Here is a 26,978-nt window from a genome sequence, read left to right on the forward strand (position 1 = left end):
TGTCAGCTCTTGCGAAACACCACATGCGAAATCCGCTGCACCAGCAGCGCGGCCGCGAGCGATGCCACCGCCGTCAGCCACACGCCGATATGAATCGACTGCACGAGCGCGTCGCGTGCGCTGTCGATCAGCGCGAGCGTATTGAGTCCCGAGGTCTTCATATCCGCCATCAACTGAGTGCGCGACGCGTCGTCGATCAGGATGCGCAGATCGACGAAACGCGGCCGCCATTGCGATGAGGCCGGCTCTCCGAGCACGCTGATCGTGCGCGTGACGACATTGCGATAGTGATGCTGCACGACAGTCGCGACGATGCTGGTGCCGAGCATGCCGCCGACCATGCGCGTCGATTGCAATAGCGCGGTCGTGATGCCGAAGCGCTCGCGTCCGGCGATCTCCTGGCCGAACACGTTCAGGTTGTTCAGGATGAAGCCTAGGCCGATGCCGACCGCGCCCATCGGCAGCACGATGCGCCAGTGCGGCGTGTCCGGATTGGCGAACGCGAGCGCGATCGACGCGAACATCAGCAGCCCGAAACCGATCGTCAGAATCCGCGTGGGCTTCTTCATGTGAATCACGATGCGCGTGTTCACCACACTACCGAGCGCGATGCACGCGGCGATCGGCGTCGCGAGCAGGCCGGCCTGCTGCGGCGAGAGACCGAAGCCGCCTTGCAGCAGCAAAGGCGCGAAGAAGATCAGCGAGAACATCACGAATCCGGACAGCATGCCGAGTGTGAATAGCGTGACGAGCTGCGCGTCCTTGAACAGATCGAGCGGAACGATCGGATGGGTGGCGCGCTTTTCGCACCTGAAGAGTGCGATCGCGCCGGCAATCACGCACGCGCCGAGCACGAGATTGCCCACGGTGAGGCCGTGCTTCGGCACCGCTTCGATAAACGCCTGCAAGCCGCCGAGCACGCACGCGACGAGCCCCGCGCCGAGCCAGTCGATCTTTACTTCGCCGTCATGCGGCCGCCGGAAATTCGGCAGATGCATCCAGATGAAATAGAGCGCCGCCGCGCCAACCGGCAGATTGACGAGAAACGTCGAGCGCCAGCCGAGGTGCTCGCTCATCCAGCCGCCGAGCGACGGGCCGGCCGCCGTACCAATGCCGTAGGCCGCGGCCAGCACGACCTGCCAGCGCACGCGGGTGCGCGGGTCGGGGAACAGATCGGGAATCGACGCGAACGCGGTGCCGACCATCATGCCGCCGCCGACGCCTTGCAGTCCGCGCGCGATCGCGAGAAACAGCATGCTGTTGGCGAGGCCGCACAACACGGACGCGACCGTGAACGTGATCACCGCGGCGATCACGAAGCGCTTGCGGCCGAAGTAGTCGCCGAGCCGCCCGAACACCGGCACCGTGACGACCGAGGCGAGCAGGTACGCGCTTGCGATCCACGCAAAATATTCGAAGCCGTGCAGCTCGGCGACGATCGACGGCAGCGCGGTGCTGACGACGGTCTGGTCGAGCGCGACCAGCATGTTGACGAGGCCGATGCCGAGCATCGCGTAAAGCGCGTGGCGAAACGGCAGGGCGGGGGCGGCGGCGGAACTGGCGGCGGCGGAACTGGCGGGGGCGGTGGAATTCACGGATCGGGCAGAAGGCGGTTCGGGGTGGACGCTGCACGGCGGATCGCGGTCAGGCTCCCGGCGATTGTGCGCAAGTTGTCTGACGTCTCGGGGATTATACGGGTTTCCCCTTGGTCAAAATCATTCGTCGCACGAAAAACCACACGGCGCGGGAAAAAAGGCGGTGCCCCGGGCACGGCGCCGCACACGGGCCGCGGCGACTCCTGCATTGCCGTTCTCCAGTCGCGGATGCTGGCGCGCGCTTGCATCGTTGGGATGTGCGCGAGCGTACTGGACGGCCCGCACGGGTTCGCCCGAACGTGGTAAGTTCGCTCGCGGAATATCCGATCGATGTGTTCGAGGAGGAACTCATCCTGCGTCACGCCATGGCTTTCCTGCTGAACACAGTCCGCGAAGCCTTGACGATCAGCGTCGGCGCGAGAGCGGTTTGGGGAGGTGGCGCGCTTCTGCTCTATGCGCACGGCGCAGCCGCCGTCACCGACATCGATACCGGCACCGGCGCCGCCTCAGGAATCAACACCGGCTTCGTCTCGCTGTATGGCGTGATCGATACGAGCGTCGAAATCACCGACCCCGGTTCGGGCTGGGTCGCGCGCATGGACTCCGGCGCGTATCGCGGCTCGCGGGTCGGGCTGCATGGCGCAGAGCCGCTCGGGGGCGGCAACGCGATCGTGTTCACGCTCGAAAACGGCTTCAGTTCGACCGACGGCAGCTTGCAGGTGCCCGGCTCGATCTTCAATCGTCAGGCATGGATCGGCGCGAGCGGCAGCTGGGGCGAACTGCGCGTCGGCCGTCAGTATTCGCCGATCTATATCCCGTTCAAGGGCGATCTCGACGCGTTCGGCGCCGGCACGATCGCCTCAGGGCTCAACAATCTGTCGAAGATCACGCCGTATGCGAACAACGCGGTTGCGTATCTGTCGCCGCGCATCGCTGGCTTCAGTGCGACGCTGATGATGGCGACGCGCGATCCGTCCGAGGCCGACGGCAACGGCATCGACGGTTATTACGTGACCGCGTCGTATCGGCTCGACCACCTGCATCTGCTGTACGCGCGCCAGCAGACGCACGGCGCCGGCGCGCTGCGCGCGAACCTCGGCGGCGCGAACTACGCCTTCGGCAAGCTGCGCGTGTGGCTGTCCTTTTTCAACGGCGATGGCGGCACACCGGCCTATCACGGCGCGGGCGGCTCGCTGTCGGCGCAGTACAGTTTTTCGACCACTGCGCGTGCCTCGCTCGGCTATGCGCACGTGCGCGACTACACGACGCCTGGCGGCAGCGCGGACCAGTTCAGCGCGGCATTCGAATACAGCATGTCGCCGACGCTGCTGCTATATTTCAGCGCCGCCTATCTCGCGAATCGCGACGACTCGCGCTTCACGCTGCGCGGCGTCAACGTGACCGGGCTGCCCGTTGCCTATCCGGGCGCGCCGGTCGCGGGCGTCCAATTCGGTGTGATAGAGCGGTTCTAGCGCGCATCGCAATACGTCAAGCTTTCAGCCGAGTCAATTCACCCATTGGATAAAAGCGCTTGAATGCGGGTGCGAAATCACATGTCGCGCGAGTCGGAATTGCAAAAGCGTCACGAGTAAAAAAGCCGACACAATGTGTCGGCCTAAAGATTCTGACATCCGAAGATGACTGCCAGAGCCTGAGAGACTGTCTCCTCTCCTCAATGAGAAAGCGACCTCGGCCGGCTGGCCGACGCGGTTCATCGGCACGGTCTTCAGCGCGTGATCGAGCGTCATCTGTTCGAGCATGCCGGTCTCGATCAGCCCCGGCGCGACGCAATTGACGGTGTGAACGAGTCGGGTGTCGTGGTCTTCTGGTCTCGCTGGATGCTGTTCTGGAAGCTTGCGCTCATCGTTCAATAACTGATATCCCGGCTTCGCTTAACCGGTGATGTTTAGCACGCAATACATCTCAAAAACAGCCTTAAAGGTCAACAATTGTCAGTGGCTGATTGAAAGCAACAAACGTTTCATGTGGACACAAGCAATGCTTCACTGGCAGATCGAAGGCGCGTAATGTACTCACCCCAAATACCCATTGGTTATGCGATCGTATTTCATGCGTAGCAGTTCCGACGTACTGCTGATCAGGTGAGGAATAAGCGAACATGGCAAGCCTGTATGACGAAGCGAGGAAGGTTGTATCGGATCTGACGGCGACACCAGGACGTCAGGCGTATTTCCTGGATGTGCCGGGGACTGACAGTGCGGCGCAGCTCTCGGTCGTGTCATTTGACGCGTCCGAAAAAATGGGCGAACCCAACCTTGTGCGCATCGTGGTGACCCATCCGGGCCAGCTTGCACGCACCGACTACCTGGGCCGGGATGCGGTCTTCAGGATCGTGCCAGACGATGGCGTGCCGAAGATCTTTTCGGGATACATCGAGCGCTTCTCGACAATACAGACGACAAAGGATTTCAGGAAATATGAGTTTTACCTGAAATCCCACATCGGACGGCTTGCCGCAGTCGACAACACGCAGATCTACCAGCATCAGACGATACCGGAAATCATGGCGGCGATCCTGCGACGTCATGGTCTGCGCGAACACCAGTTCTCTTTCCGCCTGCGGAAACAGTACCTCAAGCAACTTTTCCGTTTCCAGTACAGGATCAATGATCTGGCCTGGCTGCAGATGCTTATGCAGAAGTCGGGCATCTACTTCTATATTGTTGAGACCGAGTACGGCGATCAGATGGTGTTTGGCGACGACATCGACCATTACATCTACGACCCGCGACTCATCGTGCCGTACCGTGAAGCGGCGGGTCTCGAAGCGGGTGGAGTAGAGGCCGTCACGTCGATCAGGACGCATACGGAGACGGTGCCGCAGTCGTTCGTCGTCGCGGACTATAACCCTGAGAGCGCCTGGGAGCGTTTTCGGGATGAAGCGAACGTTGCGCCAGACGATCCCACCACCTACGGGCAGCCGTACATTTACGGTACGAACCACCTCGACCAGGACGGCGCAAAGTGGGAAGCACAGTTGCGCCACGAAGCGGCGCTCGCCCGCCAGATCGTGTATGAAGGCGAGAGCACCGTGCTCTCGCTTCAATGCGCGCGTGTCCTGGAGACGGATGTTGCTCTGCCCGATGCGCCGAAAGGCCAGGTGGTCACCGAGATCACCCACAGCGGCGCACGCGACAAGCCCTATACAAACAGCTACAAGGCCATCCCGGCCGACCGGCGTTTCCGTCTTGAACTGAAGCCAGACACCTGGCCCAAGATCGCCGGCACACTTTCAGCGCGAATTTGCAGCCCGGACAAGTACACATACGGCTACCTGAATTCTGTCGGCTATTACGTGGTGCGTTTCGACGTGGATTTTGCGGACTGGCCGAAGGGCGGTGAGAGTGTGCCACTGCGCATGGCAAAACCCTTCGCCGGGAAGCTGCAGACCGGCATGCATTTCGTCGCGCTGGATAATGACGAAGCCGTGATTTCCTTCAGGGATGGGGATCCGGACAAGCCAGAAATTACGGCCTTCCACCACCACAGTCAGGCCCGCGACCTCATCACGAACGACCGGCGCTGGCTGTCGCGCAATACGATCCGCACGCAGAAGAACAACAAGCTGCGCATGGAGGACTGGGAGGGCCAGGAAGGCATCAAGCTGAGCACGGAGCATTCCGGAAAGTCACAGCTGAACCTTGGCTATCTCGTGAACCAGAAACTCGAATGCCGGGGTGAAGGCTACGAGCTCCGGACATCGGGTTACGGGGTCGAGCGCGCAGGTAAGGGTCTGCATCTGACGGCGTACGATCGCCCGGGCGCGACAGGCAATCAGCTCGACATGCAGGAGACCATTGCGCAACTCGAAAGCGCGCTGGCGACTGCAAGGGCGCTGGCAGCATCCGCCACCAGCGCGAAGGCCGAGCCTGCAGACACCGATGCGCAGCAGCAGGTCAAAAGCGATCTCGACGGGCTGAAGGAACCGGGGCTCCTGATGAGTACCCCGGCCTCCGCGGCGCTCGTCACGGGGCAGGGTCTGCAGTTCGCAGCAAAGGACAACATCTCGGCTGTTGCCGGAAAGAACGCCGACTGGAGCGTGGTGAAGCGGTTCACGGTTGTGGCCGGCGAGAAGATTTCGCTGTTCGCGCAGAAGCTCGGTATCAAGATCTTTGCAGCGAAGGGCCCGGTCGAGATTCAGGCCCAGAGCGATGCAATGTCACTGCTTGCCGATCAGGACGTGTCGGTGTCGAGCGTGAACGGTACGGTACGCATCAGCGCAAAGAACGAACTCGTTCTCGAATGCGACGGTGCGTTCATCCAGCTCAAGGACGGCAATGTCACGCTCGGTGGTCCTGCCGACCTGTTCTTCAAGGTCATCACGATCCAGAAGAAGGGTGCGGCGTCGATGCAGATTTCCCCAAAGCTGCCCACGGCAAATGACCTCCCCGACCTGACCGGGCATGGCTCCAGGTTTTCTGGCTAAACTCATTCGATCTGCAAATGGCCTCTCCACAAAACCATCCGCGGGCGCCGCAGAACAATCCGGCAAATACACCGTCTGCTTCGTCACTGACATGGCGATATCCTTTTCCAGCGAAGGATGGCAAGGAAATCACCGATCCGCAGATTTTCTACGGCGCGCTGGGAGCCATGAGCGATGGTTTTTTCCCGCTTGGTGTAAATGGCTTTCCGCACGGCGGCGTTCACTTTGGTCCGGCTTCTGCGTCACGCGTAGACCAGTCCAAGGGCGTGCGGGTCATTGCCGACGGCGATATCGTTGCCTACAAGCTCGACGATACGTACCCGCATCTGCAGTTCACGCAGACGCGGGACTGGGCTCTGTACTCGACAGGCTTTGTGCTGGTCCGGCACAAAATGACAATGCCTGCAGCGCCTGGAAGTACCACCGCACAACCAGCCGACGAGACGCTGACATTCTTCAGCCTCTATATGCACATGGCGGACTGGAGCACCTATCTGGCGGACGGCAAACTTGATCGCCCGGGCTGGTGGCCTGGTGTGACGGCATTCCGCATTGGGGCGAAGGACACGCAGGTTGGAGGTGGCGCGTCCGGTGCGCTCGTATACACGGCGCCGACGGCAGGCAAGAAAAACAGGTTCACCCTTGGGCAATATGTCGGCTTTTTACCAGAAGGAAGTGAAATCACCGTCGGCGAAACGCGCGGTCCGTGGGGGCATATCAAGGCGATTACATCGGGGACGATGGTTGCTCCTCAGAGCGGTGATTATTTCGGCTGGGAAGACGGACCGCAAGCGCCATGGCTGGTTCCAGATGGCGTCAGGGCGAAGGCTGCGCCCGGGGAGGGTCCCGTCCCCGACGTCGTCAAAGAGACTGAAACACCACTGACATCCGAAGGAGACTGGGGGTGGGTCTATCTGCACGATCAGCAGGCCGTAAAGGAGCCGACGGGTGTCGGCACCGTGGTTATTCCCCCGTCGGACCACTCCATCCACGTGAGTGCGGGGACATTGTTGGGGCAGCTTGGAGAATATATCGACTACGAAACCTCAACGCCTCTGCCGCCGGTCCCGAGTCGGCAGTTGCTGCATCTGGAGGTTTTCGCCGACGAAACGCTAAAGGCGTTCATCGAGAAAAGCCGGGCGCGGGCTGCGGAGCTGCCCCAAGGTGACAAAACCATTTTCGTTATCCAGGCAGGTGCGAAGCTCATCGCAAAGCCAGTCGGCGCTGACGTCAAACTCGGCGACGCGGCGCAACTTGCCAAACTCACGCTTACCCCTAACAGTCCGAAAACTGGGCCCTGGGTACAGGTCCAGCCGTGGATTCCGGGTCCGGGAGGTCATGCACAACAATACCAGGGACCAGTCTGGATTGCGCGTTCCGGATTGAACCAGCCCGGTTCCCCGAACGGAATATCTGCGTGGAAATCGTTTCCGTTGCAATTGAGTCAAGCCAGCTCACCGGTCAACTCGGATCTCGTGGCTTATCCGCGCGCGGAACTGAATTCGCTCGGTGACGGAAACGTCGCGGTCGACGACAAGGGAGTAACCTGGTGGCGCCTCGAAGTCGGTACGGGTTCGGGGCAGGCGGCCACGGGTTGGGTTTGTGGCGGGAAGCAATCTGACGGTAGCGGAAATCACCCTGGCACGCATTGGGAGAGTCCGTGGGCATGGCCGGGCTTTGAAATCGTCGACGCAACGGGCATTAATCTCACTGACGCTTTCAAGCGAAACCTGTCGGTTACCGGCTCGGCGAACCCTAAAGAACAGAAGGCATTCGCGCCCTCCACGGAGGCCGTCGGCAATAGCGCTCTATTGTCGAAGCTCGAGCAGACTGTAAGTCGTTTGCCTTCGTCTGGTGCGACGAAGGACGATCTGGGCAAGGACGGTAGTGTGATTGTGACTGCGGTCAAGTTACGGCAGGCGCTTGGACGCCGGTGGCTGGCAAGTGACTTGGGACACGTCATCCTGAAATACGAAAGCGAATGGGGCGGTGGCGTGAGCCGTTGGGAAGCGCTTACCCCACTGATGCGTAATGCGGCGGAGAACTGGAAATGCGAACTGGAGCGCATCAGGAAGCTTCAGTGGTGGGATTCCGTCAAGGGCAAGGTGGATGAGTTCCCGTCTAGTCCTGTGGTGAATCACATGCACCCTGTGGCTATGATTGGCAATTTCGTTCGAAGCGCCGGCGTGAGTTCGATCTCGGATGATGGAATATATTTTATTTTCTCCCACGAAGCGCTGGCAGGCACGACCAATCACCTTCATTGGCCCGGTGGTGCTAGTGGTGTAACACTAGGCGCGGGATATGACATGAAAGAGAGATCGGCTAGTTCGATCGCATTTGACATGAAGTCCATTGGACTTCCTGACGCAACAGCACAAGCGATTGCCAATGGGGCGGGGTTGCAGGGAAGTGCCGCACATACATTTGTCAACGCGAATCTCAGTCTCGTTAATTTGAGCAATGACCAACAAGTACAGTTACTGCGTCACACCGTTCCGTTCTACGAAAATATGGTGCGCAAAGCAATCAAGATTCCACTAAGTCAAAATCAGTTCGATGCGCTTGTGAGCTTTGCTTACAATCCTGCCGCAAGATGGGGAAGCGTTACCAATTTCATAAATAACGGACATGTCGATAGCGCAATGGCAAAGATCAGAGAGGGAAATACATCCGGCGGCGTTGTGATGCCGGGACTCACAAATAGGCGGTCGGATGAGGTGAACCTCTACATGAATAACCGGTATGAATTTAATGGCCAACCGCTCCCACCGAGATAAGTGCGAATGCACTTGAGCAACGTGACTTCGAAAGGGGCGTTAGGAATGAGATATCTACTTTCTATTTTTTCTTTGCTACTTTGGGCAATTCCAGTTTTCTCGAATGAGTTACCCGACACTATCAAGGGAAAATGGCAGGTCACAGAGGTGCACACAAATACCCAGTCACCGCGCACTCCATTCTACGCATGGAATGATCCGCGTCTTGTTGGACGGCTGTTTACATTCACATCAAATAATATTACGAATGACACTCCAGATGACTCCGAGTGTGTCACGCCAAGTGTTAAGGCCGCTCCCATGCGGCTCGATGAACTGATAAACAAGAGCATGGGTGGGTATGGATACCCACCCAAAAGTGCGGCAGCAGCAGACTACCGTCTTGGCCTTGGACAAAACAACAATACCCAAGCCATGCGGGTTTACTGCAATGGCGATCTGTGGAATAAAGATCTTGGTTTAGATAATGGAGTGCGAGGCTCTTGGCTATTTCTTTCGAATACCGATCAAGTTCTATTGAGATGGCGCGACGAGACCATCCTCGTCATGCATCGACTCGCAGACGATCAAAAGCCCAACCCTTCCTTTGACTGTTCAAAGTCAAACACCAAAGCCGAGAGCGAGATATGCACTTCGATTGAATTGTCAGCTTTTGATAGAAGCGTATCGCAGGCATATAAACTTGCTCTGTCCCAATATCGTGATGCCGGCAACGACTCCCGCCCGCTCACGCTCGAACAAAAAGCATGGCTTGCGAAACGCAATAAATGCGGCGAAGACAGGAACTGTCTCGTTTCCTCAATGAGAAAGCGCTTGGATGACTTGTCAAACATTTATCAATGACGTGATAATTCATCTTGGATTGGATTGGCAAAGTTCAACTTTGCAGTCCAAACAACGATTCAGTCGCAAGTGACAGGTCCAGCCGTGGATTCCGGGTCCGGGAGGCCATGCACAACAATACCAGGGACCAGTCTGGATTGCGCGTTCCGGATTGAACCAGCCCGGTTCCCCGAACGGAATATCTGCGTGGAAATCGTTTCCGTTGCAATTGAGTCAAGCCAGCTCACCGGTCAACTCGGATCTCGTGGCTTATCCGCGCGCGGAACTGAATTCGCTCGGTGACGGAAACGTCGCGGTCGACGACAAGGGAGTAACCTGGTGGCGCCTCGAAGTCGGTACGGGTTCGGGGCAGGCGGCCACGGGTTGGGTTTGTGGCGGGAAGCAATCTGACGGTAGCGGAAATCACCCTGGCACGCATTGGGAGAGTCCGTGGGCATGGCCGGGCTTTGAAATCGTCGACGCAACGGGCATTAATCTCACTGACGCTTTCAAGCGAAACCTGTCGGTTACCGGCTCGGCGAACCCTAAAGAACAGAAGGCATTCGCGCCCTCCACGGAGGCCGTCGGCAATAGCGCTCTATTGTCGAAGCTCGAGCAGACTGTAAGTCGTTTGCCTTCGTCTGGTGCGACGAAGGACGATCTGGGCAAGGACGGTAGTGTGATTGTGACTGCGGTCAAGTTACGGCAGGCGCTTGGACGCCGGTGGCTGGCAAGTGACTTGGGACACGTCATCCTGAAATACGAAAGCGAATGGGGCGGTGGCGTGAGCCGTTGGGAAGCGCTTACCCCACTGATGCGTAATGCGGCGGAGAACTGGAAATGCGAACTGGAGCGCATCAGGAAGCTTCAGTGGTGGGATTCGGTCAAGGGCAAGGTTGACGGGTTCCCCTCTAGTCCGGTAGCCAATCACATTCATCCGGTTGCCCTGGTTGCGAATTTCACTCGTTCCGAAAGTTGTGCAATCACGGTTGGATTTCTGGAAAAGATACTGGGTAAGACCGGGGACTGGTTTACGGGAAAGGGCGGCACAGCATCGTTTCAACTCCACTTTCCTGAAAAATACCCGAACATCTACAAATACGACAAAGAGAGGTTTGTTTCGCTGCTGAACAGCAAAATGAAGTCATACAATATCATTGATTGCTATCAGAAAGCGCACTTCCTCTCTCAATGCTTTCATGAATCTGCGCGATTTGAAACGACTATCGAGTTCGCTTCGGGCGATGGATACAATCCTGGAGTGCATCAGGGTGCCATCAAGAACGGAAATACGACGATGGGTGACGGCCCCAAATACAAAGGAAAGGGTCCGATCCAGCTAACGTGGAAAAATACGTACAAAATGTATTCCATGTATAGGGGGATTGACTTTGTTTCAAATCCCGACCTTGTTGCATCCGATATGGAGAACGCGATTGATGCATCTTGCTGGTTCTGGCGCCACAAGGGAGGGATTACGAAAAAGTACGGCGCGAACGGTGACATCAACATTCTCATTGAGCATGAGAATAACAATGTTGCCATGATTACGCTCGCCGTCAACGGTGGACACAACGGATTACCGGAGCGTCAGGCGTTGTTTGACAAGATCAAGAATGAGGGGGCTTGAAGTGAATCTTTCAGAGTTAAATAGACTGCTGGTCTCTGGCCTCATCTGCATGGCAGTCATGGCGCCGCTCCATGCGTTTTCGGACCAATCGGGTGCCAACGTGCTTTCGATTGATACTGCTGGCGCAATTCAGGTTTGCAACACGAAATCCGGTTGCAAAAACATTGCTCCGACTGCTGATCTAAAGAAGGCTATTGATGATGGATATGAAAATATGTCTATTGTTGATATCTATAAGGATGGTAATCAGGAGGTGGCGGCAACAAGCACCGGTGGATGTTCTCGTTTTTTTTCATTTAATCGAACGACGCATACATTTTCTGCTTTGGATTTTGTGGGTAACGGCAAGGATATCTGTAACTACAAAATCGATAAAAACCATTTGATCAGCTCGTATAAGTTCGATTCGAAGCAATATGAAGATGTCTATGAGGTCAGAAATGGTGCTTACCAGATCGTTTTGAGCGACGGATGCGTCGGCTGTGATCAGGTAACGCGCTCGGTCTACCAGGATGGGAGACTGTCAGGGAAACTGCTCGTGACCAATCAAAGGAGTTATTCCGAGCGTCGCCCAGTCACATCGTCAGTGACGGCTAACAAGGCATGGCTATACTCAAGACCTGAGAATACTTCTATTACCAAAATGTATCTCGTCAAAGACGACAAGGTTCAACTGCTCGAATTCAATGATGCGGACGGCCTTTGGTACCTTGTAAAATATCTCACAAAAAAAATAAAGCAATTCTTAAGTGGATAAAGTGCGAAGATTTGGCGGTATGTAATTAAATTGCAAAACTTGACTACGGAGAATGATTAGGGATGAGGTATTTTTTTATTTTGACGATGCCATTTTTGGCAACCTATTAATCGAGGCCCGGGAATGGTAGATAAAGCGCATCTGAAAACCAGAGAGCATATGCGTGCGATCCGGGCAGACGTTCAGGCCCAAAACCTATTGGATGTGCCAGTGCAACTACGGCGAATGAAGAGTTTGTGGGATGGCAGTGGACAGGGCGGACTTGTGGATGGACGCGAAAAAGAAGCCGTCTCGTTTGAGGCTGGGATAAACTGTAATTGCTGGAATTAGTCTCTTGAAAAAGATAATAATCCTTCTGATTTTTGCCTTCGCGCCCCTTTGTGCGAAGGCATCGCAATTCATGTGTACCAGCAACGTCACCAAAGAGCTTGAAGCATGTGCGAGGGCAAATTTCGAATATTCAGACCGAATCCTAAATTTGGCCTATAACGACCTGGCAACAAAACTGTCTCCTGCTGACAAGGGAGTTCTCGTTCAGGCAGAGAAAGAGTGGCTCGCATACAAGGATGCCACTTGCCAAGGCGCCTATGACGTCACATCCCCTGGTGCGGAGGTCGGAATTGATAAATGGACATGCCTAGATCAGATAACAAGGGCATGGACAGAAGAAATTCAATATTTAGATACCGGAATTGGGGCGCTGGGATTTTATAAGGCGTTAGATATAGTTCCAACGCTTTACGAAAATGGTTTGCGGGAAAAATTTACATCAAAATTAACAGATATTTTTTCCAAGAAAGAAGATAAAAACTGGCACTCGTATGTCGAAGCCAATTGTAAATTGGCTGTTGCCCGGGTGCATGAAGATAAATCTGATTGCATTGCGAGGCAGGTATTCTATCGATATTAGATCACGCGAATTTGTATTTTATGCTCAAAAATTCGAAGAATTGGATTGAGGCAGCGCGATGAGAAAAATTTTCTTCTCGATTGTGCTGGCGTTTTTGCCTATGGTAGCGGCACCTGCCGCTGTGCCTTATCAACTTCCAGGCATAACGATTTGTGATGCGCAATCTGGTTGCGCTATGGCTATTGATGACGACGGTTTTCTACGGGATTCTGCATCTCACGAAAAAATCTTCGATTTGCCATTTAAGCAAACTGTTTCTGATAGCTATTCCCTACTAAGATCGGGGAAATATTACATTGTTGAAAGTAGCAACACCACGTCTTCACGTAACTGGGATCTACTCCTCCTTACGTATGTACATGGGTCGGCACGTGCCGAACGAGTGATCTCCCTTTCGAGGGGCTTTGCCATGACGTCGCCAAAGTTGTACTGGAGCGGCTATGAGTGCAGAGGTGACGTTCAGCCTGAGAGGCAATCGTCTCCGTTTGATGCTGCAAAAATGGCTCTCTGCGGCGGAGGTCATCAGCCTGATTCGTTGCGTCTGGGCAAGAATTGTGTCATCGATGCAGCAAAAAAACACGGTTTAGTAGTCGATATCCCCGTTTATGGAATTGCATCGAATAAGAGCACAACGTATTTTTTCCCCGGAGTAGATGAACCTGATGCTGGTTCATTACTTTGCGTGGAAAATTGCAAATCTGGAAAAGAGGCATTCGGACGATATGGCGGATGGATCGGCCATACGTTCTGGATTGATGCCGAACTACAACAATCAGACAACCGTTTCAATTTTACAGGAAGTTATATTTACATCGGCAAGAATGAAGAAATCAAACTAACCGGTAGCTTTGCAGATGGCAAACTGAATTTACGAGAATCGGCCCCTGAAGGCACAGGCGCCAAACAAGAATATGCCGTATTTGAAGGATATGGCTCAAACGATGCTTTCGCAGGAAAATGGCGCTCTGCTAATTCAGGGAAAATTTATGAGTTTTTTATTGCATCCCGTGTTTACTGATGCCGAAGCTGTTGCCAACCGCGCATATGCTGGGAAAAATGGAAATAGCGCCGACCGTAGCCAGCGGAGACGGCTAGAAATATCGAGGGAGAGGCCTGAAGCAAACCATTGGAAGGGGAAGTTACAGAGCCTTTACTGATGGATATGCGAGATATTGGACTTCCGATTCTCAGAATTTTGAAGCCAATCCTGAGCTTCTGGCAACCACAAAATACGGAACGAGGTCCGGCGTAGATTATTGGCTTTCGCACAAGCTTTACGAGATTGCTGATCAAACAACTGCACCCAATGCTGATTCAAAGGCTAACGCAATTACGGCGCTAATTAATAGCAATACTGACAGTTACGGACTTCGGAGAGACAACTATCACCGAATCCATGAATGCAGGTATATTCAGAGATATTGGGGCATGAGAAACGTATTCTATTCCATTCTAAGACTTGCAGGTTTTTTGCTGGCATTGTCGTCAGTTTCAACGTTCGCAGCCATCCCCGTCGATGCGTCTGGAAACGAAAGACTACGTATTGATTTCCTTTCAGTTCCCGATTGGATCGAGATAAGCCATATCGAGCAAGTACCGGAAAAGCTTGTGATTCAACTTCTTCCCAAGGGCGGGGATGCGATTCCGATTTCAATATTCAATCAGGATGGCCTTACCTTTCCGGAATTAGCTAGTATTTTCAAAAACAAGGTAGATGGAAAGCAGGTGCTATTTGCGATCGTTAAATGGAGATACTACCTATCTGGAGTCGATACGGAGGGCGACTACTATGAGGTACATGCATACGAGGCTCAAAAAAATGAAAACGGGGAGATCGTTTTTTCGGAAAACAAAAAAATATCAAATTTCTATGGTTCCGGGTTTGATGGAAAACAGGAGGGGAAGATAGTTAAATTCCGGTTTAAAAATGCTTCTGCAATTAGGAATAGTCTAAGGCAGAATCAATAAAATTAAGTAATGTCATGGCCTATTCCGGTTTTCACAAAGATCGAGTACCCGAAGCCGCCCAAGTGGCAGGTCTCAGAGCTTTCAACACGAAGCGGCTGCGGGCGTCTCTCGCGTCGACGAATCAATTAACGAATTTTCTTATGTTGATCCTCATATCGTTCGATTCACATAACGCGCAGATTCCGCGGGATCACGCTCGCGCATTGGCACGATTCCGATTGAACAGAAAACGGGGTAGTGGCGCTATGCTAGCGGTTTCTTCTACTCGAGGAGCGACCGATGACCCAACACGCAGGTTCGATGATCACGTTCAACCGTCCCGATGGCAAGCAGCTACAGGGCTATCTCGCGAAGCCTGAAAAAACCGCGGGTGCGCCCGCGGTCGTCGTGATCCAGGAATGGTGGGGCTTGAACGATCAGATTCGCGGCGTCGCCGATCGCCTCGCGAAAGCCGGCTACTTCGCGCTGGTGCCCGATCTGTATCGCGGCAAGTCGACGGTCGAAGAGGATGAGGCGCACCACTTGATGAGCGGCCTCGATTTCGCCGATGCCGCAACGCAGGACGTGCGCGGCGCGGTCCAGTATTTGCAGCAGCACGCGGCGAAGGTTGGCTTGACCGGCTATTGCATGGGCGGCGCGCTGACGTTTCTCGCGCTGTGCAACGTGCCTGAAGTGGCGGCCGGCGTCGTCTGGTATGGCTTCCCGCCGCTCGACTATATCGACGCGTCGAAGATGAAGGTTCCGGTGATGGGCCACTGGGGTCTGCAGGACGAGTTCTTCGCCGCCGACACCGTCGACGCGCTCGAAAAGAAACTCACCGACGCGAAAGTCGACGTCGAGTTTCATCGCTATCTGGCGCGTCACGCGTTCGCGAACGAAACGGCGGTCGGGTCGGGTCGCATCGCGAGGACGCAATACGACCCGGTCTGGGCGCAACAGGCGTGGGATCGTACGTTGACGTTCTTTGGCCGCACGCTCTGGAAATGAGTTGGTGAATGGCGGAAGCGGACGGCTCGTCCGCTTCGTCAGAGTGTCCGCGGTCGCGGCGCTTTCTTGATACGGCCGTCCGAACTGTGCCGCACGTTGTCCACGATGGACGCGCCCGCGGCTCAGGAAGCGCTCCACACCTGCGTTGTCGATGGCGGCGGCGTTCGGCAAGGAAACAGGCTTGACCGACAGTGCGCAGGCGGTGGCACGCACCGCGATGTTCACGGCAGCGCGCCGCTATATCGACGCAAATCCCGGCCAACCTGATCTGACGGTCGACAGCGTGCTGGCGATGTCGCAGCTGTCGCGGCCCACGCTGTATCGATTGTTCGAGCCGGAGGGTGGGTTTCACGCGTATATCCGCAATCAATTCATGGAGATGACAACGTGGTGAAGATCGATCCTGACCGGCTGATGGCCGACCTCAAACGGCTGCGCGGTTTTGGCGCGACCGGTCCCGGCGTGGTCCGGCTCGCGCTGTCGCCGGTCGATCTGGCGGCGCGCGAATGGCTGGTCGGCCGGATGACGGAGGCGGGGCTCGACGCGCGCATCGACGGCGTCGGCACCGTGTTCGGACGCTCGCGCAATAGCGGGCCCGCGCTCGTGATCGGTTCGCATACCGACACGCAGCCGACCGGCGGCTGGCTCGATGGCGCAATGGGCGTGATGTACGGACTCGAAATCGCCCGCGCGCTAGCGGAGCATGACGCGACGCGGCACCTCGCCGTCGACGTCGCGTCGTGGATCGACGAGGAGGGCACGTTCTCGGGCCTGCTCGGCAGCCGCAGCTTCGTCGGCGAGGCGGTCGACGACTCGATTCGCGGCGCGACGAACCGGCAGGGCGAACGCCTCACCGACGTACTCGAGGCCGCTGGACTGGCGGGCCGGCCGCGTGCCCGTTTCGAGGCAGGGCGCCAGGTCGCGTATCTGGAGCCGCATATCGAGCAGGGTGGACGGCTGGAAACGATCGGCAAAGCGATCGGCGTCGTCACGACGATCGTCGGGTTGCGCGAATCGCGGCTGCGCTTCACCGGTCAGCGCAATCACGCGGGCACGACGCCAATGGCGATCCGCCGCGACGCGGGCGCGGCGCTCGTCGCGTTCATCGCGCGGATGAACGACGCGTTCGGGCAACTGGTGGACGCGGATACCGTCTGGACCGTGGGCCGCATCGATCTCGATCCGGGCTCGATGAGCGTCGTGCCCGGCGCGGCCGACATGTACCTGCAATTCCGCGATGCGAACCCGGCACGGCTTCAGGCCATGGAACGCGCGCTCGCGGAACTGGTGCGCGATTTCAACGCGCACGACGCGGTGAGCGTCGAATTGCAGACGCTCGACGAGCCGATCGAACCCGTCAGCATGGACGCTACGCTCGCGGAGCACATCGCGCAAGCCGCCGAAGCACTCGCGCCGGGCCAGTGGTTGCGCATGCCGAGCGGCGCCGCGCACGACGCGCAGGTGATCGCGCGTTGCATGCCGGCCTGCATGATGTTCGTGCCGAGCATCGGCGGCGTGAGTCACGACTTTATCGAGGACACGGCCGAGGAGCATATCGTGCTCGGCTGCCAGGTCGCGGCGACGGCCGCGGCTTCGATGCTGCTGCAGCTATCGGCTGGGCATTCCTGAGGGCCGCGCTATTTCCACTTGTCGCCGAGCGCGTCGAGTCCGGCTTTCTTCAGATCCTCGGGCAGCATCGCGATGCGCAGCTCGCAGTCGGCGTCGAGCGTCAGGAACCACGGTTCGGCAAGCGCGGGGATCGCCGATGCATCGGCGACCTCGACGACCGCCACCGCGCCGCGTTTGCCCTGCTGCTCGGTGAAGTAGATCGCTTCTGGTTTCATGTCATCGAGGATCTTTCTCATCAGGTCGCCGATTCGGCCTTCGCGCACGAGTGTGCTGAACGGTTCGTTCGGTATTTGTATGTTGAGAAGCATGCGCATGTCATCCTCCTGTTCGATACCCCAAAGGGCATCTTAAGGATAGGTGTTGCATGCGCGGCCGGTGGCGTTGATCGCAGACGAAGCATCGGCGAATACGGCCGATGGGTGGCGCGTCGTGCTGGGTGTGCCCTGCTTTAGCTGCCGAACAGCGAACCCTGCGTTCCCCGACTCGGCGGACGATGCGCCGGTTTCGCGGGTGCATCGTCCTTGACCGGTTGCGGCGCGTTTCGCTTCGGCGCCAGCCGATGCGCGTCATCGGCCGCTGCTTCGAGCGAGGTCTGCCCCGCCTCCAGCGAAAGCAGCAGCATCTTGTTGGCGAGGCCGCCGGCGAATCCGGTCAGCTCGCCCGAAGCGCCGATCACGCGATGACACGGCGCGACGATCGAAATCGGATTCCGGCCGTTTGCCGCGCCCACCGCGCGCACCGCATTGAGGTTGCCGATCTGCTGCGCGATCTCCGAGTAGCTGCGGGTCTGGCCGAACGGGATGGTGAGCAGCGCGCGCCAGACCTGCTTCTGGAACTCGGTGCCCTGAAAGTCGAGCGGCAGATCGAAGGCCTGACGCGTGCCCGCGAAATACTCGCGCAATTGCCGCTCGGTTTCGACGAGCACCGCGAGTTCGTTCGCTTCGCGCATTTCGCCGAGTCGCACGCGGTTCGGCTTGTCGTGCTCCCACAGAATCGCGGCAAGGCATTCGCCTTTCGCCACGAGCTTCAACTGACCGACCGGCGAATCGATCAACTTGTATGTGTACGTCACTTTCTCAGGCTCCTGACAGGGTGGAGGCGCAAGGTTCGCGAGGCGGAGGCGTTTCTTCGACCGGACGCGGAAAGCTGCATGAAGGCTGCGCCGTTGTCCAATAGTGTGTCCCTTGTGTCGCCTGAACGCGCTCCAGATATTGCTGTCTCATTCGCATTCGACACGGCCGCGACGAGCCTGACCATCGCAGCGATCACGTCACTGTACCGCAGAGCACCCCAGATGGCCTTTGACTCAGTAAAATCGACAGCTTCGGTACGACGCGCTGCGGGCGCTGCCCGATCTTCTTTCCCACGACTGTGACCACGACTTTAGAACAACTGCGGGCCGGGCGACTGGCGGGTGCGCGCGAACTCAAACTCGCGTGCGGCCTGAGCGAATTTCCGCGCGAGATTTTCGATCTCGCCGATACGCTTGAAGTGCTCGACCTGTCGAACAACGCATTGACGACGCTGCCGGACGATCTGCCGCGTCTGCGCAAACTGCGCATCCTGTTCGCGTCCAATAACCCGTTCACCGAATTGCCCGGCGTGCTCGGCGAATGCGCGCAACTGAGCATGATCGGCTTCAAGTCGAATCGCATCCGCGAGGTGCCGGCACGCGCGCTGCCGCCGCTGCTGCGTTGGCTGATTCTGACCGACAACGACATCGAACGCTTGCCCGCGGAGCTCGGCCGCTGCACGCAACTGCAGAAGCTGATGCTTGCCGGCAACCGGCTGCGCGCGCTGCCCGAGGAGTTGGCCGCATGCACGCGGCTCGAACTGCTGCGGCTCGCGGCGAATCGTTTCGATGCATTGCCGCGTTGGTTGCTGCGTCTGCCGCGGCTTGCGTGGCTCGCGTATGCGGGCAATCCGTTCAACGCGGCGCTCGAACAGGCGGCCCTCATCGACACACCGATCAGCGGCATTCGTTGGGATGCGTTGCGGCTCGAACGGCCGTTGGGCGAGGGCGCATCGGGCGTCATCTATCGCGCGGCGCTGCACGCGGACAACGAGCCCGCCCCGCGTGCGGTCGCCGTCAAGCTGTTCAAGGGCGCGGTGACGAGCGACGGTTTGCCCGACTGCGAGATGGCTGCTTGCATTCGCGGCGGCGAACATGCGAACCTGATCCCCGTGCTCGGCAAGGTGATCGGGCATCCGTCGGATACGCATGGCCTCGTGATGGGATTGATCGATTCGCGCTTCACCAATCTCGCCGGTCCGCCGAGCCTCGCATCGTGTACGCGCGACATCTATCGCGACGACGCGCGCTTCGACCTTCCGACGGTGCTCGGTATCGCGGGCGGCATCGCTAAGGTCGCGAGTCATCTGCATCGGAGCGGCGTGATGCACGGCGATCTGTACGCGCACAATATCCTGCACGGCGGCGCGGGGCGCGCGCTGCTCGGCGATTTCGGGGCGGCGTCGTTTTTTGACGCCGGCGATCGCGAGCTCGCTATCGCGTTGCAGCGGCTCGAAGTGAGGGCGTACGGCTGTCTGCTCGAAGAACTGCTCGAGCGTTGCGACGTACCCGGTGGACTCGACGCGCAACTCGCCGCCCTGAAGACGCGTTGTCTGAGCGAAGACATCGACAGCCGGCCGCTCTTCGACGAAATTGCCGCCAGCGTCGCGTCGTTCGATCGGCATCTCCGCAACCGGCACCTCCGCGAAGGAGTCAAGCCATGACGCAGAACATGCGCCGCCGTGTGCTGCTCGCGAGCGCGCTGGCCGCAACTGGTCTCACTGGCATCGCGCTGTTCGCGGACGATGCCGGCGCCGAAGTGCTGCCCGGCACGAAGCCGAAGATCGCGCTCGTACTCAAATCGATGTCTGAACCGTTCACGGTCGCGATGGTCGACGCTGCGCGCAATTACCAGGACCACTTCTCGTCGCAATTCAGCCTGACGATTCGCGGCACGGCCAAACAGACCGACACCGCCGCGCAGATCCGCATGGTCGACGAGGCGATCAGGGCAAAGGTGAACGCGATCGTGATCGCGCCGACCGACTCGAAGGCGCTGATCCCGGTGATCGCGCGCGCGATCAAGGCCGGCATCATCACGATCACGATCGACAACCCGCTCGACGATGCGGCGCAAGCGGCCGCCGGCATCTCGGTGCCGTTCGTCGGGCCGAACAATCGCAACGGCGCGAAGCAGGTCGGCCAATATCTGGCCACGCGGCTGAAGCCCGGCGATCAGGTTGGCATCATCGAAGGCATTTCGGTGAGCAGCAATGCGCAGCAGCGCACGGCCGGCAGCCGCGACGCGATGGATGCCGCGAGCGTGCAGGTCGTCGCGGTCGAGCCGGGTGACTGGGAGTACGGCAAGGCCCGCGACGTGGCCGCGAAAATGCTGGCCGAGCACCCGCAACTGCGCGCGCTGTTATGCGGCAACGACAACATGGCGATGGGCGCGGTCGACGCGATTCGCGACGCGGGTCGCGGCGGCGGCGTCTATGTCACCGGCTACGACGCGATCGATGCGATCAAGCCGCTACTCGCCGACGGCCGCGTGCTCGCGACGATGAACCAGTTCGCTGGCCGCCAGACCGTGTTCGGCATCGACTTCGCGTTGAAGGCGGTGACCGAGCGGCGCAAGCAGCGCGAGTTGTCGAAGGTGATCGAGACGCCGCTGCAACTGGTGACGGCCTCGAAACGTTGAGGCGACGCGCGACGTCGTCCGGCGTATCAGCAAGGCCGATGCGCAGGCTCTCGCGATGCACTACATCGAGCGCGTGCGCATTCCCGGGCAGGTGCACAAGTACCCGACGCAACTATCGGGCGGCCAGCAGCGCGTCGCGCAAAGCGCGCGTTTGAAGCAGTTCTTGTGTCAGGTCGTGCGTACCGATTAGCGCGCAGCCACGCCGACCGCGATTTTTTCCGTGGCATGATGATGTCCGGTGTATTGGTATTCAACCACAACGAACCGCTGGGCCTGCCATGTCCTTTCATACCTGGTTGCTTTTCGCCGGTGCCTATCTGCTCACCACCATTTCGCCGGGACCGAACGTTCTGCTCGTGATCCGCAATTCGGTCCGCTATGGAAACCGCGGCGCGGCGGCGAGCGTTGCCGGTAATCTGCTCGCGCAAGGAGTCGTCGTCGTGCTCGTGGCGCTAGGTGTCGGCGCGGTATTGACGACGCTGCCGCCGCTCTTCGTCGCGATGAAAGTGCTCGGCGCGGGTTATTTGATGTATCTCGGCGTCAGGCAACTGCGCGGCGGCAACAAAGAGGCATCGCGGGCCGCGCAGCCGGCGGGCGTCGCATCGTCCGCTTATACGTTCGAGCGCAAGAAGGTATTCCGCGAAGCCTTGCTCGTGTCGGGCAGCAATCCGAAGACGATGATCTTTCTATCGGCGTTCATGCCGCAATTCATCGACCACGAACGCGGCCTGTCGGAGCAGTTCATCGTGATGTATCTGACGATCGCGGTCACCGTCGCGCTCGTGCACACCATTTATTCGCTCGGCGTGCGCGGTATCCATAAACGCGTCGGAGCCAGCCGTTGGGTCGCGGCCATCAAACGCGGCAGCGGGCTCGTCTTCGTCGCGTTTGGCATCAAGCTGCTGACCGCGCAACGCGGCTAGTCCGTCATGATGCCGGCAAGAAAATGAGCCGAATGCAAAGCATCGTCGATGTGAACGTGCTGTTCCTGAATGGGCAGGGCGAGTGCCTTTTCATCCAGCGCGCGAATACCGGTTTCAGGGACGGCCAGTACGCGTTGATTGCGGGCCATCTCGAACCGGGCGAATCGATCGAGCAATGCGCGATTCGCGAATTGAAAGAAGAAGCGGGTGTGACGATCGCGCCCGGCGCGCTCGAATTCAAACTCGTGATGCGGCGCGACTCGGACACGAACCGCATCAGCTTCTTTCTCGTGTGCCGTTCATGGCAAGGCGAACTGGCGAACATGGAGCCGCACAAGTGCTCGGGCTTCGTGTGGGCGAAGCCGGACCATCCGCCGGCACCGGTCGTCGACTACGTGGCGGCCGCTCTCGCGCATATCCGCGACGGTGTGATGCTGGCCGATTTCAAGCCGTGATTCGCAGAGTTGCTGCTTATCCCGTCACTTTTGCTGACGATGTCCTGAACGAAACAAACCCGCAAAATCGCGCTGAATCGAGCGACGAAACGACCGCCAGTTGACGCGGCTCCAATCGGGATTGCGCGGGAATCTGTCGCTTGCGCCGGTTTTGCGTTATTGTGCTGCACCAAATCCGGCGGCGGGCAACGTGGTGTGCTCGCAGGCCGGCATGGCCGTCGAGCGCATGAACGGTGGCGCGCAATTCGCGGCGAAGTACACGAAGCGCTTCGGTCATCCGATCGAATTCGATGCACCGTTCACGTACGACGCGGTGTATATCGTCGTCGACGCGATGAAGCGCGCGAACTCGACCGATCCAGCGAAGGTGCTCGCCAAGGTGTCGGGCACCGACTACAAGGGTGTGACCGGTGAAACGACGTTCGACGCGAAGGGCGACCTTCAGCACGGCATGATCTCGCTGTACGACTATAAGGACGGCAAGAAGACGCTGCTCGACGTCGTCAAGATGTAAGAGCGGTAGATGCGTTAAAAGCGGTAAAAGCACAATGGGCCGATGAAGCATTGCTTCATCGGCCCTTTGCTTTAACGGTAGTGGCCTCGTTCGACTCAGGCCATTGCACTTACGGCACGAGCCACAACGCCACCGCGTAAATCACCAGCGACACCGCAAACGTCACCGCGGTATAGCCCATTACGCGCTGAATCCGGATACCCGCAATCGCGACGATCGGCACGGCCCAGAACGGCTGCAGCATGTTCGATACGTTCTCGGCCATCGCGACGCCCATTGCGGTGCGCGGCACCGACGCATGCAGGCTGAGCGCCGCGGGCAGCACGAACGGACCCTGCACCGCCCAGTGGCCACCGGCGCTCGGCACCAGCAGCGTGATGATCAGCGAGCTCAGATAGCTCCACAGCGGCAGCGTGACCGGCGAGGCGATCGTCACGAACGCCTTCGCGATCATCGACGCGAGACCCGTGCCCTTCATGATGCCCATGATCCCGCCGTACATCGGATATTGCAGCAGCATCGAGCCGGTCTGACGCGCGGCGCGGCGGATCGAATTCGCGTATGCGATCGGCGTGCGTTGCAGCGCGAGACCGATCATCAGGAAGATCAGGATCGTATTGTTGATGTCGAGATCGAAGCCTTCCTTGTGCCACGTCATCGCCAGATAGCCGATGCCGAGCGCGAGCAGCAGCAGCGTGCCGAGCATTGACTGTTCGAGGCGCGCCGCGAGCGATGTCGCACCGCTCGCGCGGGCATGCGGATCGTCGCTCGGGGTGTCGGCGGCTGCTTCGCCGCTCTGACGAAACGCGACGACGTTCTCCGCCCTCGGATGCATTTTGATGAAGATCGCGGTCATCACGACGACGACCAGCACGGTCGGAATGAATACGAACGGCGCGAAGATGGTTTCGCTGAGCGGCACCACGTGGCCAGTCGCTTTCTCGACGAGGTTCAGCGCATTGCCGTGCGACGCCTGCGATAGCGCGATCGAACTCGACAGCCCGCTATTGCAGATCGACCAGGCCGAATAGCTGCCGGCGACGAGCCACGCGAAATCGACGTCGACGCGCCGCGCGATTTCCCGCGACAGCAACGCGCCGACGATCAGCCCGAACCCCCAGTTGAGCCACGCGGCAACCGCGACGACCGGAAACACGAGCAGCGCGGCGCGCGTCGGCGAGTTCGCGTGCGAGGCGAGCGCGCGCAGACCACGTTGCACGATCGGCGCTTCCGCTATCGCGAAGCCGGTCGCAAGGATCAGGATCATCTGCAGCGCGAAGCCCAGAATGCCGAACGTGCCGGTGTACCAGGAGTCGAGCAGCGTCGGCAATGTGCCGGTCGGCGCGATCAGCATCGCGAGCACGGCGACGAAGAACGTCAGGCAGATCGATAGCACGAACGGGTCGGGCATGACCTGCTCGAAAACATACACCAGACCTTCGACGATGCCGCGCGAAGCGGCCGGTCGGCCGGCGGCGTGAGGGGGAGTGTCTCGCTTCATGTGTGTGACTCTGTGTAGTGCCCGGCCCTGTGCTGGGCGGAGGGGCGGGTACGGCGCGCCGGCGCGGGGTGCTGGCGCGTATTGGCGGCAAACTTGCCTTACCTGATCTTGATCACAGCGGACAGATTGGCGCGAATCCAGGAGGGTGAGCCCAGGCTTGGGCGCGACTGGCCTCGAACCCGGCGTTGCGCTCGAAAAGACCTCTGTTTCCGTTTCAATGTTCTTACAGTGAACAGGGTTTCGTTAAACGAACGCTACATTATTCGCGGTGGGAGCGGGCAATGTCAAGAAAACGTGAAATCGGCTGAATGTCGCCGCATCGATTAATATCTTTCACGACCTAATTACCCAAAAAAAATATATTGGACGTCTTACCGGCGCTCTTGCACTATTCGTTCCCAGCGCAAAGTCCGCGTACTCATGCGATCCCCACGCCCGCGCAGGCGCTCATCAAAACCGATAACAGCAATTCCTGAGGATACAGATGCCCAACTATCGCTCACGCACTTCGACTCATGGCCGCAACATGGCCGGCGCCCGCGCGCTGTGGCGCGCCACCGGCATGAAGGACGACGATTTCGGCAAGCCGATCATCGCGGTCGTGAATTCGTTCACGCAGTTCGTGCCGGGCCACGTGCATCTACGCGACCTGGGCGCGCTGGTCGCGAAGCAGATCGAAGCGGCCGGCGGCGTGGCGAAGGAATTCAACACGATCGCCGTCGACGACGGCATCGCAATGGGCCACGGCGGCATGCTGTATTCGCTGCCGTCGCGCGAACTGATCGCGGACTCGGTCGAGTACATGGTCAACGCGCACTGCGCGGACGCGATGGTCTGCATCTCGAACTGCGACAAGATCACCCCGGGCATGCTGATGGCCGCGATGCGCCTGAACATTCCGGTCGTGTTCGTGTCGGGCGGTCCGATGGAAGCGGGCAAGGTCAAGTCGCCGACCGACGGCCAGGTGATCGCGAAGATCGACCTGATCGACGCGATGATCAAGGCCGCCGATCCGAAGATTAGCGACGCCGAAGTCGCCGAAGTCGAGCGCAGCGCGTGCCCGACCTGCGGTTCGTGCTCGGGCATGTTCACCGCGAACTCGATGAACTGCCTGACCGAGGCGATCGGCCTCGCGTTGCCGGGCAACGGCACCATCGTCGCGACGCACGCATGGCGCAAGGCCCTGTTCGAGCAGGCGGGCAGCCTGGTCGTCGATCTGTGCCGCCGCTACTATCAGGAAGAGGACGCCTCGGTCCTGCCGCGCAGCATCGCCACCAAGCAGGCGTTCGAAAACGCGATGACGCTCGACGTCGCGATGGGCGGCTCGACCAACACCGTGCTGCACCTGCTGGCCGCCGCGCAGGAAGCGGGCGTCGATTTCACGATGTCGGACATCGACCGTATCTCGCGCAAGGTGCCGTGCCTGTGCAAGGCCGCGCCCATGACCGACAAGTACCACATCGAGGACGTGCATCGCGCGGGCGGCATCATCGGTATTCTCGGTGAGCTCGCGCGCGCGGAGCTGCTCGATCTGTCGTGCGGCAACGTGCATAGCGGCACCCTCGGCAACGCGATCGCGAAGTGGGACATCGCCGGCGGCGCGGGCGAGGAAGCGCAGAAATTCTTCCGCGCGGCGCCGGGCGGCATTCCGACCACGGTCGCCTTCAGCCAGGAAGCGACCTACGCGACGCTCGACGCGGACCGCGAGAGCGGCTGTATCCGCAGCAAGGAAAACGCGTACTCGAAGGACGGCGGCCTCGCGGTGCTGTACGGCAATCTCGCGGAGAAGGGCTGTATCGTGAAGACCGCGGGTGTCGACGAATCGCAGTGGCTGTTCTCGGGTCGCGCGCGCGTGTTCGAAAGCCAGGACGACGCGGTCGACGCGATTCTCGGTGACAAGGTCGTGCCGGGCGACGTCGTGGTGATCCGCTATGAAGGTCCGAAGGGCGGTCCGGGCATGCAGGAAATGCTGTACCCGACTTCGTATCTGAAGTCGAAGGGCCTCGGCAAGAGCTGTGCGCTGTTTACCGATGGCCGTTTCTCGGGCGGCTCGTCGGGCCTCGTGATCGGCCATGCGTCGCCGGAAGCGGCGGAAGGCGGCACGATTGGTCTGGTCGAAGACGGCGACGTGATCGAGATCGACATTCCGCAGCGCAAGATGCATCTCGCGGTGTCGAATGAAGAACTCGCACGCCGTCGCGCGGCGATGGAAGCGCGCGGCGACGACGCATGGCAGCCGACCAATCGCGAGCGTGTCGTGTCGCAGGCATTGCAGGCGTATGCGGCGCTGGCGACCTCGGCCGATCGCGGCGCGGTGCGCGATATTTCGCAATTGAAGCGCAAGTAA

The 26,978-nt window shown here is 58.8% G+C and carries 22 protein-coding genes and 2 pseudogenes; 19 read left to right on the plus strand and 5 right to left on the minus strand.

What is annotated here, in order from left to right:
• Nucleotides 1-2 precede the first annotated feature (2 nt).
• The gene (locus OKW44_RS14545) at nt 3-1,511 is read right to left on the minus strand and encodes an MFS transporter (RefSeq protein ID WP_018423672.1); all 1,509 of its coding nucleotides are present in this window, start codon (nt 1,509-1,511) and stop codon (nt 3-5) included.
• A 383-nt stretch (nt 1,512-1,894) separates the two neighbouring features.
• Between OKW44_RS14545 and OKW44_RS14550 the strand changes: the two genes are divergently transcribed.
• On the plus strand, nt 1,895-3,067 hold the full coding sequence (locus tag OKW44_RS14550) for a porin (protein ID WP_018423671.1): 1,173 nt from the start codon (nt 1,895-1,897) through the stop codon (nt 3,065-3,067).
• Between the two features lie 210 nt (nt 3,068-3,277).
• On the opposite strand, the pseudogene fabG reads toward OKW44_RS14550, so the two are convergent.
• A pseudogene (fabG, locus tag OKW44_RS14555) lies at nt 3,278-3,394 on the minus strand (3-oxoacyl-ACP reductase); the annotation flags it as partial.
• A 320-nt stretch (nt 3,395-3,714) separates the two neighbouring features.
• On the opposite strand from fabG, the gene OKW44_RS14560 reads away from it, so the two are divergent.
• The 11 genes from OKW44_RS14560 (at nt 3,715) to OKW44_RS14610 (ending at nt 17,525) form a co-directional block, all read left to right on the plus strand.
• A complete protein-coding gene (locus OKW44_RS14560; protein ID WP_280785267.1) occupies nt 3,715-6,042 on the plus strand; it encodes a type VI secretion system Vgr family protein in 2,328 nt (775 codons plus the stop codon).
• 2,156 nt (nt 6,043-8,198) lie between these two features.
• Nucleotides 8,199-8,822 (plus strand): DUF8812 domain-containing protein, encoded by a 624-nt coding sequence (locus OKW44_RS14565; protein ID WP_503125023.1) that lies wholly within the window; start codon nt 8,199-8,201, stop codon nt 8,820-8,822.
• Between the two features lie 45 nt (nt 8,823-8,867).
• Nucleotides 8,868-9,665, plus strand: coding sequence for a lysozyme inhibitor LprI family protein (locus tag OKW44_RS14570; protein ID WP_162634079.1), 798 nt, complete (start codon nt 8,868-8,870; stop codon nt 9,663-9,665).
• 1,117 nt (nt 9,666-10,782) lie between these two features.
• Nucleotides 10,783-11,274, plus strand: a complete 492-nt coding sequence (locus OKW44_RS14575) for a glycoside hydrolase family 19 protein (protein WP_429410431.1) — start codon at nt 10,783-10,785, stop codon at nt 11,272-11,274.
• Entirely contained in the window at nt 11,261-12,031 is a 771-nt protein-coding gene (locus tag OKW44_RS14580; protein ID WP_018423669.1) for a hypothetical protein, read from the plus strand. The genes OKW44_RS14575 and OKW44_RS14580 overlap by 14 nt, the downstream gene beginning before the upstream one ends.
• Before the next feature lie 400 nt (nt 12,032-12,431).
• A complete protein-coding gene (locus tag OKW44_RS14585) occupies nt 12,432-12,941 on the plus strand; it encodes a lysozyme inhibitor LprI family protein (protein ID WP_162634077.1) in 510 nt (169 codons plus the stop codon).
• Between the two features lie 58 nt (nt 12,942-12,999).
• Nucleotides 13,000-13,959 carry a hypothetical protein gene (locus tag OKW44_RS14590; protein ID WP_162634076.1) on the plus strand — a complete coding sequence of 320 codons (960 nt, stop codon included), beginning with the start codon at nt 13,000-13,002 and terminating at the stop codon, nt 13,957-13,959.
• A 410-nt stretch (nt 13,960-14,369) separates the two neighbouring features.
• Complete coding sequence (locus OKW44_RS14595) at nt 14,370-14,909, plus strand: hypothetical protein (RefSeq protein WP_018423667.1); 540 nt, start codon at nt 14,370-14,372, stop codon at nt 14,907-14,909.
• Nucleotides 14,910-15,188: 279 nt separating this feature from the next.
• Entirely contained in the window at nt 15,189-15,896 is a 708-nt protein-coding gene (locus OKW44_RS14600) for a dienelactone hydrolase family protein (protein WP_018423666.1), read from the plus strand.
• A 181-nt stretch (nt 15,897-16,077) separates the two neighbouring features.
• Nucleotides 16,078-16,290, plus strand: a complete 213-nt coding sequence (locus tag OKW44_RS14605; RefSeq protein ID WP_239499227.1) for a hypothetical protein — start codon at nt 16,078-16,080, stop codon at nt 16,288-16,290.
• Nucleotides 16,284-17,525, plus strand: coding sequence for a Zn-dependent hydrolase (locus OKW44_RS14610; RefSeq protein WP_018423664.1), 1,242 nt, complete (start codon nt 16,284-16,286; stop codon nt 17,523-17,525). The genes OKW44_RS14605 and OKW44_RS14610 overlap by 7 nt, the downstream gene beginning before the upstream one ends.
• Nucleotides 17,526-17,533: 8 nt before the next feature.
• Here the strand turns inward: OKW44_RS14610 and OKW44_RS14615 are convergent, their stop codons facing one another.
• Nucleotides 17,534-17,839 carry a hypothetical protein gene (locus tag OKW44_RS14615; protein ID WP_018423663.1) on the minus strand — a complete coding sequence of 102 codons (306 nt, stop codon included), beginning with the start codon at nt 17,837-17,839 and terminating at the stop codon, nt 17,534-17,536.
• Nucleotides 17,840-17,973: 134 nt separating this feature from the next.
• Nucleotides 17,974-18,597: a methylated-DNA--[protein]-cysteine S-methyltransferase gene (locus OKW44_RS14620; RefSeq protein WP_018423662.1), complete on the minus strand. Its 624-nt coding sequence runs from the start codon at nt 18,595-18,597 to the stop codon at nt 17,974-17,976.
• A gap of 299 nt (nt 18,598-18,896) precedes the next feature.
• On the opposite strand from OKW44_RS14620, the gene OKW44_RS14625 reads away from it, so the two are divergent.
• The 6 genes and pseudogenes from OKW44_RS14625 to OKW44_RS14650 form a co-directional block, all read left to right on the plus strand.
• Complete coding sequence (locus tag OKW44_RS14625) at nt 18,897-20,261, plus strand: leucine-rich repeat-containing protein kinase family protein (protein WP_018423661.1); 1,365 nt, start codon at nt 18,897-18,899, stop codon at nt 20,259-20,261.
• A complete protein-coding gene (locus OKW44_RS14630; protein ID WP_018423660.1) occupies nt 20,258-21,238 on the plus strand; it encodes a substrate-binding domain-containing protein in 981 nt (326 codons plus the stop codon). The genes OKW44_RS14625 and OKW44_RS14630 overlap by 4 nt, the downstream gene beginning before the upstream one ends.
• Before the next feature lie 55 nt (nt 21,239-21,293).
• Nucleotides 21,294-21,428, plus strand: a complete 135-nt coding sequence (locus OKW44_RS14635) for a hypothetical protein (RefSeq protein WP_018423659.1) — start codon at nt 21,294-21,296, stop codon at nt 21,426-21,428.
• A gap of 88 nt (nt 21,429-21,516) precedes the next feature.
• Nucleotides 21,517-22,161: a LysE family translocator gene (locus OKW44_RS14640; protein ID WP_018423658.1), complete on the plus strand. Its 645-nt coding sequence runs from the start codon at nt 21,517-21,519 to the stop codon at nt 22,159-22,161.
• Between the two features lie 23 nt (nt 22,162-22,184).
• Nucleotides 22,185-22,616 (plus strand): NUDIX hydrolase, encoded by a 432-nt coding sequence (locus OKW44_RS14645; protein ID WP_051103836.1) that lies wholly within the window; start codon nt 22,185-22,187, stop codon nt 22,614-22,616.
• A gap of 178 nt (nt 22,617-22,794) precedes the next feature.
• Nucleotides 22,795-23,130, plus strand: a pseudogene (locus OKW44_RS14650) (ABC transporter substrate-binding protein); the annotation flags it as partial.
• A gap of 109 nt (nt 23,131-23,239) precedes the next feature.
• Here OKW44_RS14650 and OKW44_RS14655 read toward each other — a convergent pair.
• On the minus strand, nt 23,240-24,631 hold the full coding sequence (locus tag OKW44_RS14655) for a TIGR00366 family protein (RefSeq protein ID WP_018423655.1): 1,392 nt from the start codon (nt 24,629-24,631) through the stop codon (nt 23,240-23,242).
• Between the two features lie 484 nt (nt 24,632-25,115).
• On the opposite strand from OKW44_RS14655, the gene ilvD reads away from it, so the two are divergent.
• Nucleotides 25,116-26,978, plus strand: coding sequence for a dihydroxy-acid dehydratase (gene ilvD, locus OKW44_RS14660; protein WP_026226385.1), 1,863 nt, complete (start codon nt 25,116-25,118; stop codon nt 26,976-26,978).

It is taken from the genome of Paraburkholderia lebeckiae, from assembly GCF_050436325.1.
In the GTDB taxonomy this organism is placed as follows: Bacteria; Pseudomonadota; Gammaproteobacteria; order Burkholderiales; family Burkholderiaceae; genus Paraburkholderia; species Paraburkholderia tuberum.

Bases quoted from the DNA above. Each gene is read 5' to 3' on its own strand.
- OKW44_RS14545 (WP_018423672.1), bottom strand. From the start codon at position 1,511: ATGCTCGGCATCGGCCTCGTCAACATGCTGGTCGCGCTCGACCAGACC.
- OKW44_RS14600 (WP_018423666.1), top strand. From the start codon at position 15,189: ATGACCCAACACGCAGGTTCGATGATCACGTTCAACCGTCCCGATGGC.
- OKW44_RS14590 (WP_162634076.1), top strand. From the start codon at position 13,000: ATGAGAAAAATTTTCTTCTCGATTGTGCTGGCGTTTTTGCCTATGGTA.
- OKW44_RS14635 (WP_018423659.1), top strand. From the start codon at position 21,294: ATGCACTACATCGAGCGCGTGCGCATTCCCGGGCAGGTGCACAAGTAC.
- OKW44_RS14560 (WP_280785267.1), top strand. From the start codon at position 3,715: ATGGCAAGCCTGTATGACGAAGCGAGGAAGGTTGTATCGGATCTGACG.
- OKW44_RS14640 (WP_018423658.1), top strand. From the start codon at position 21,517: ATGTCCTTTCATACCTGGTTGCTTTTCGCCGGTGCCTATCTGCTCACC.
- OKW44_RS14655 (WP_018423655.1), bottom strand. From the start codon at position 24,631: ATGAAGCGAGACACTCCCCCTCACGCCGCCGGCCGACCGGCCGCTTCG.
- OKW44_RS14595 (WP_018423667.1), top strand. From the start codon at position 14,370: ATGAGAAACGTATTCTATTCCATTCTAAGACTTGCAGGTTTTTTGCTG.
- OKW44_RS14585 (WP_162634077.1), top strand. From the start codon at position 12,432: ATGTGTACCAGCAACGTCACCAAAGAGCTTGAAGCATGTGCGAGGGCA.
- OKW44_RS14565 (WP_503125023.1), top strand. From the start codon at position 8,199: ATGATTGGCAATTTCGTTCGAAGCGCCGGCGTGAGTTCGATCTCGGAT.
- OKW44_RS14615 (WP_018423663.1), bottom strand. From the start codon at position 17,839: ATGCGCATGCTTCTCAACATACAAATACCGAACGAACCGTTCAGCACA.
- OKW44_RS14630 (WP_018423660.1), top strand. From the start codon at position 20,258: ATGACGCAGAACATGCGCCGCCGTGTGCTGCTCGCGAGCGCGCTGGCC.
- ilvD (WP_026226385.1), top strand. From the start codon at position 25,116: ATGCCCAACTATCGCTCACGCACTTCGACTCATGGCCGCAACATGGCC.
- OKW44_RS14570 (WP_162634079.1), top strand. From the start codon at position 8,868: ATGAGATATCTACTTTCTATTTTTTCTTTGCTACTTTGGGCAATTCCA.
- OKW44_RS14645 (WP_051103836.1), top strand. From the start codon at position 22,185: ATGAGCCGAATGCAAAGCATCGTCGATGTGAACGTGCTGTTCCTGAAT.
- OKW44_RS14580 (WP_018423669.1), top strand. From the start codon at position 11,261: ATGAGGGGGCTTGAAGTGAATCTTTCAGAGTTAAATAGACTGCTGGTC.
- OKW44_RS14575 (WP_429410431.1), top strand. From the start codon at position 10,783: ATGAAGTCATACAATATCATTGATTGCTATCAGAAAGCGCACTTCCTC.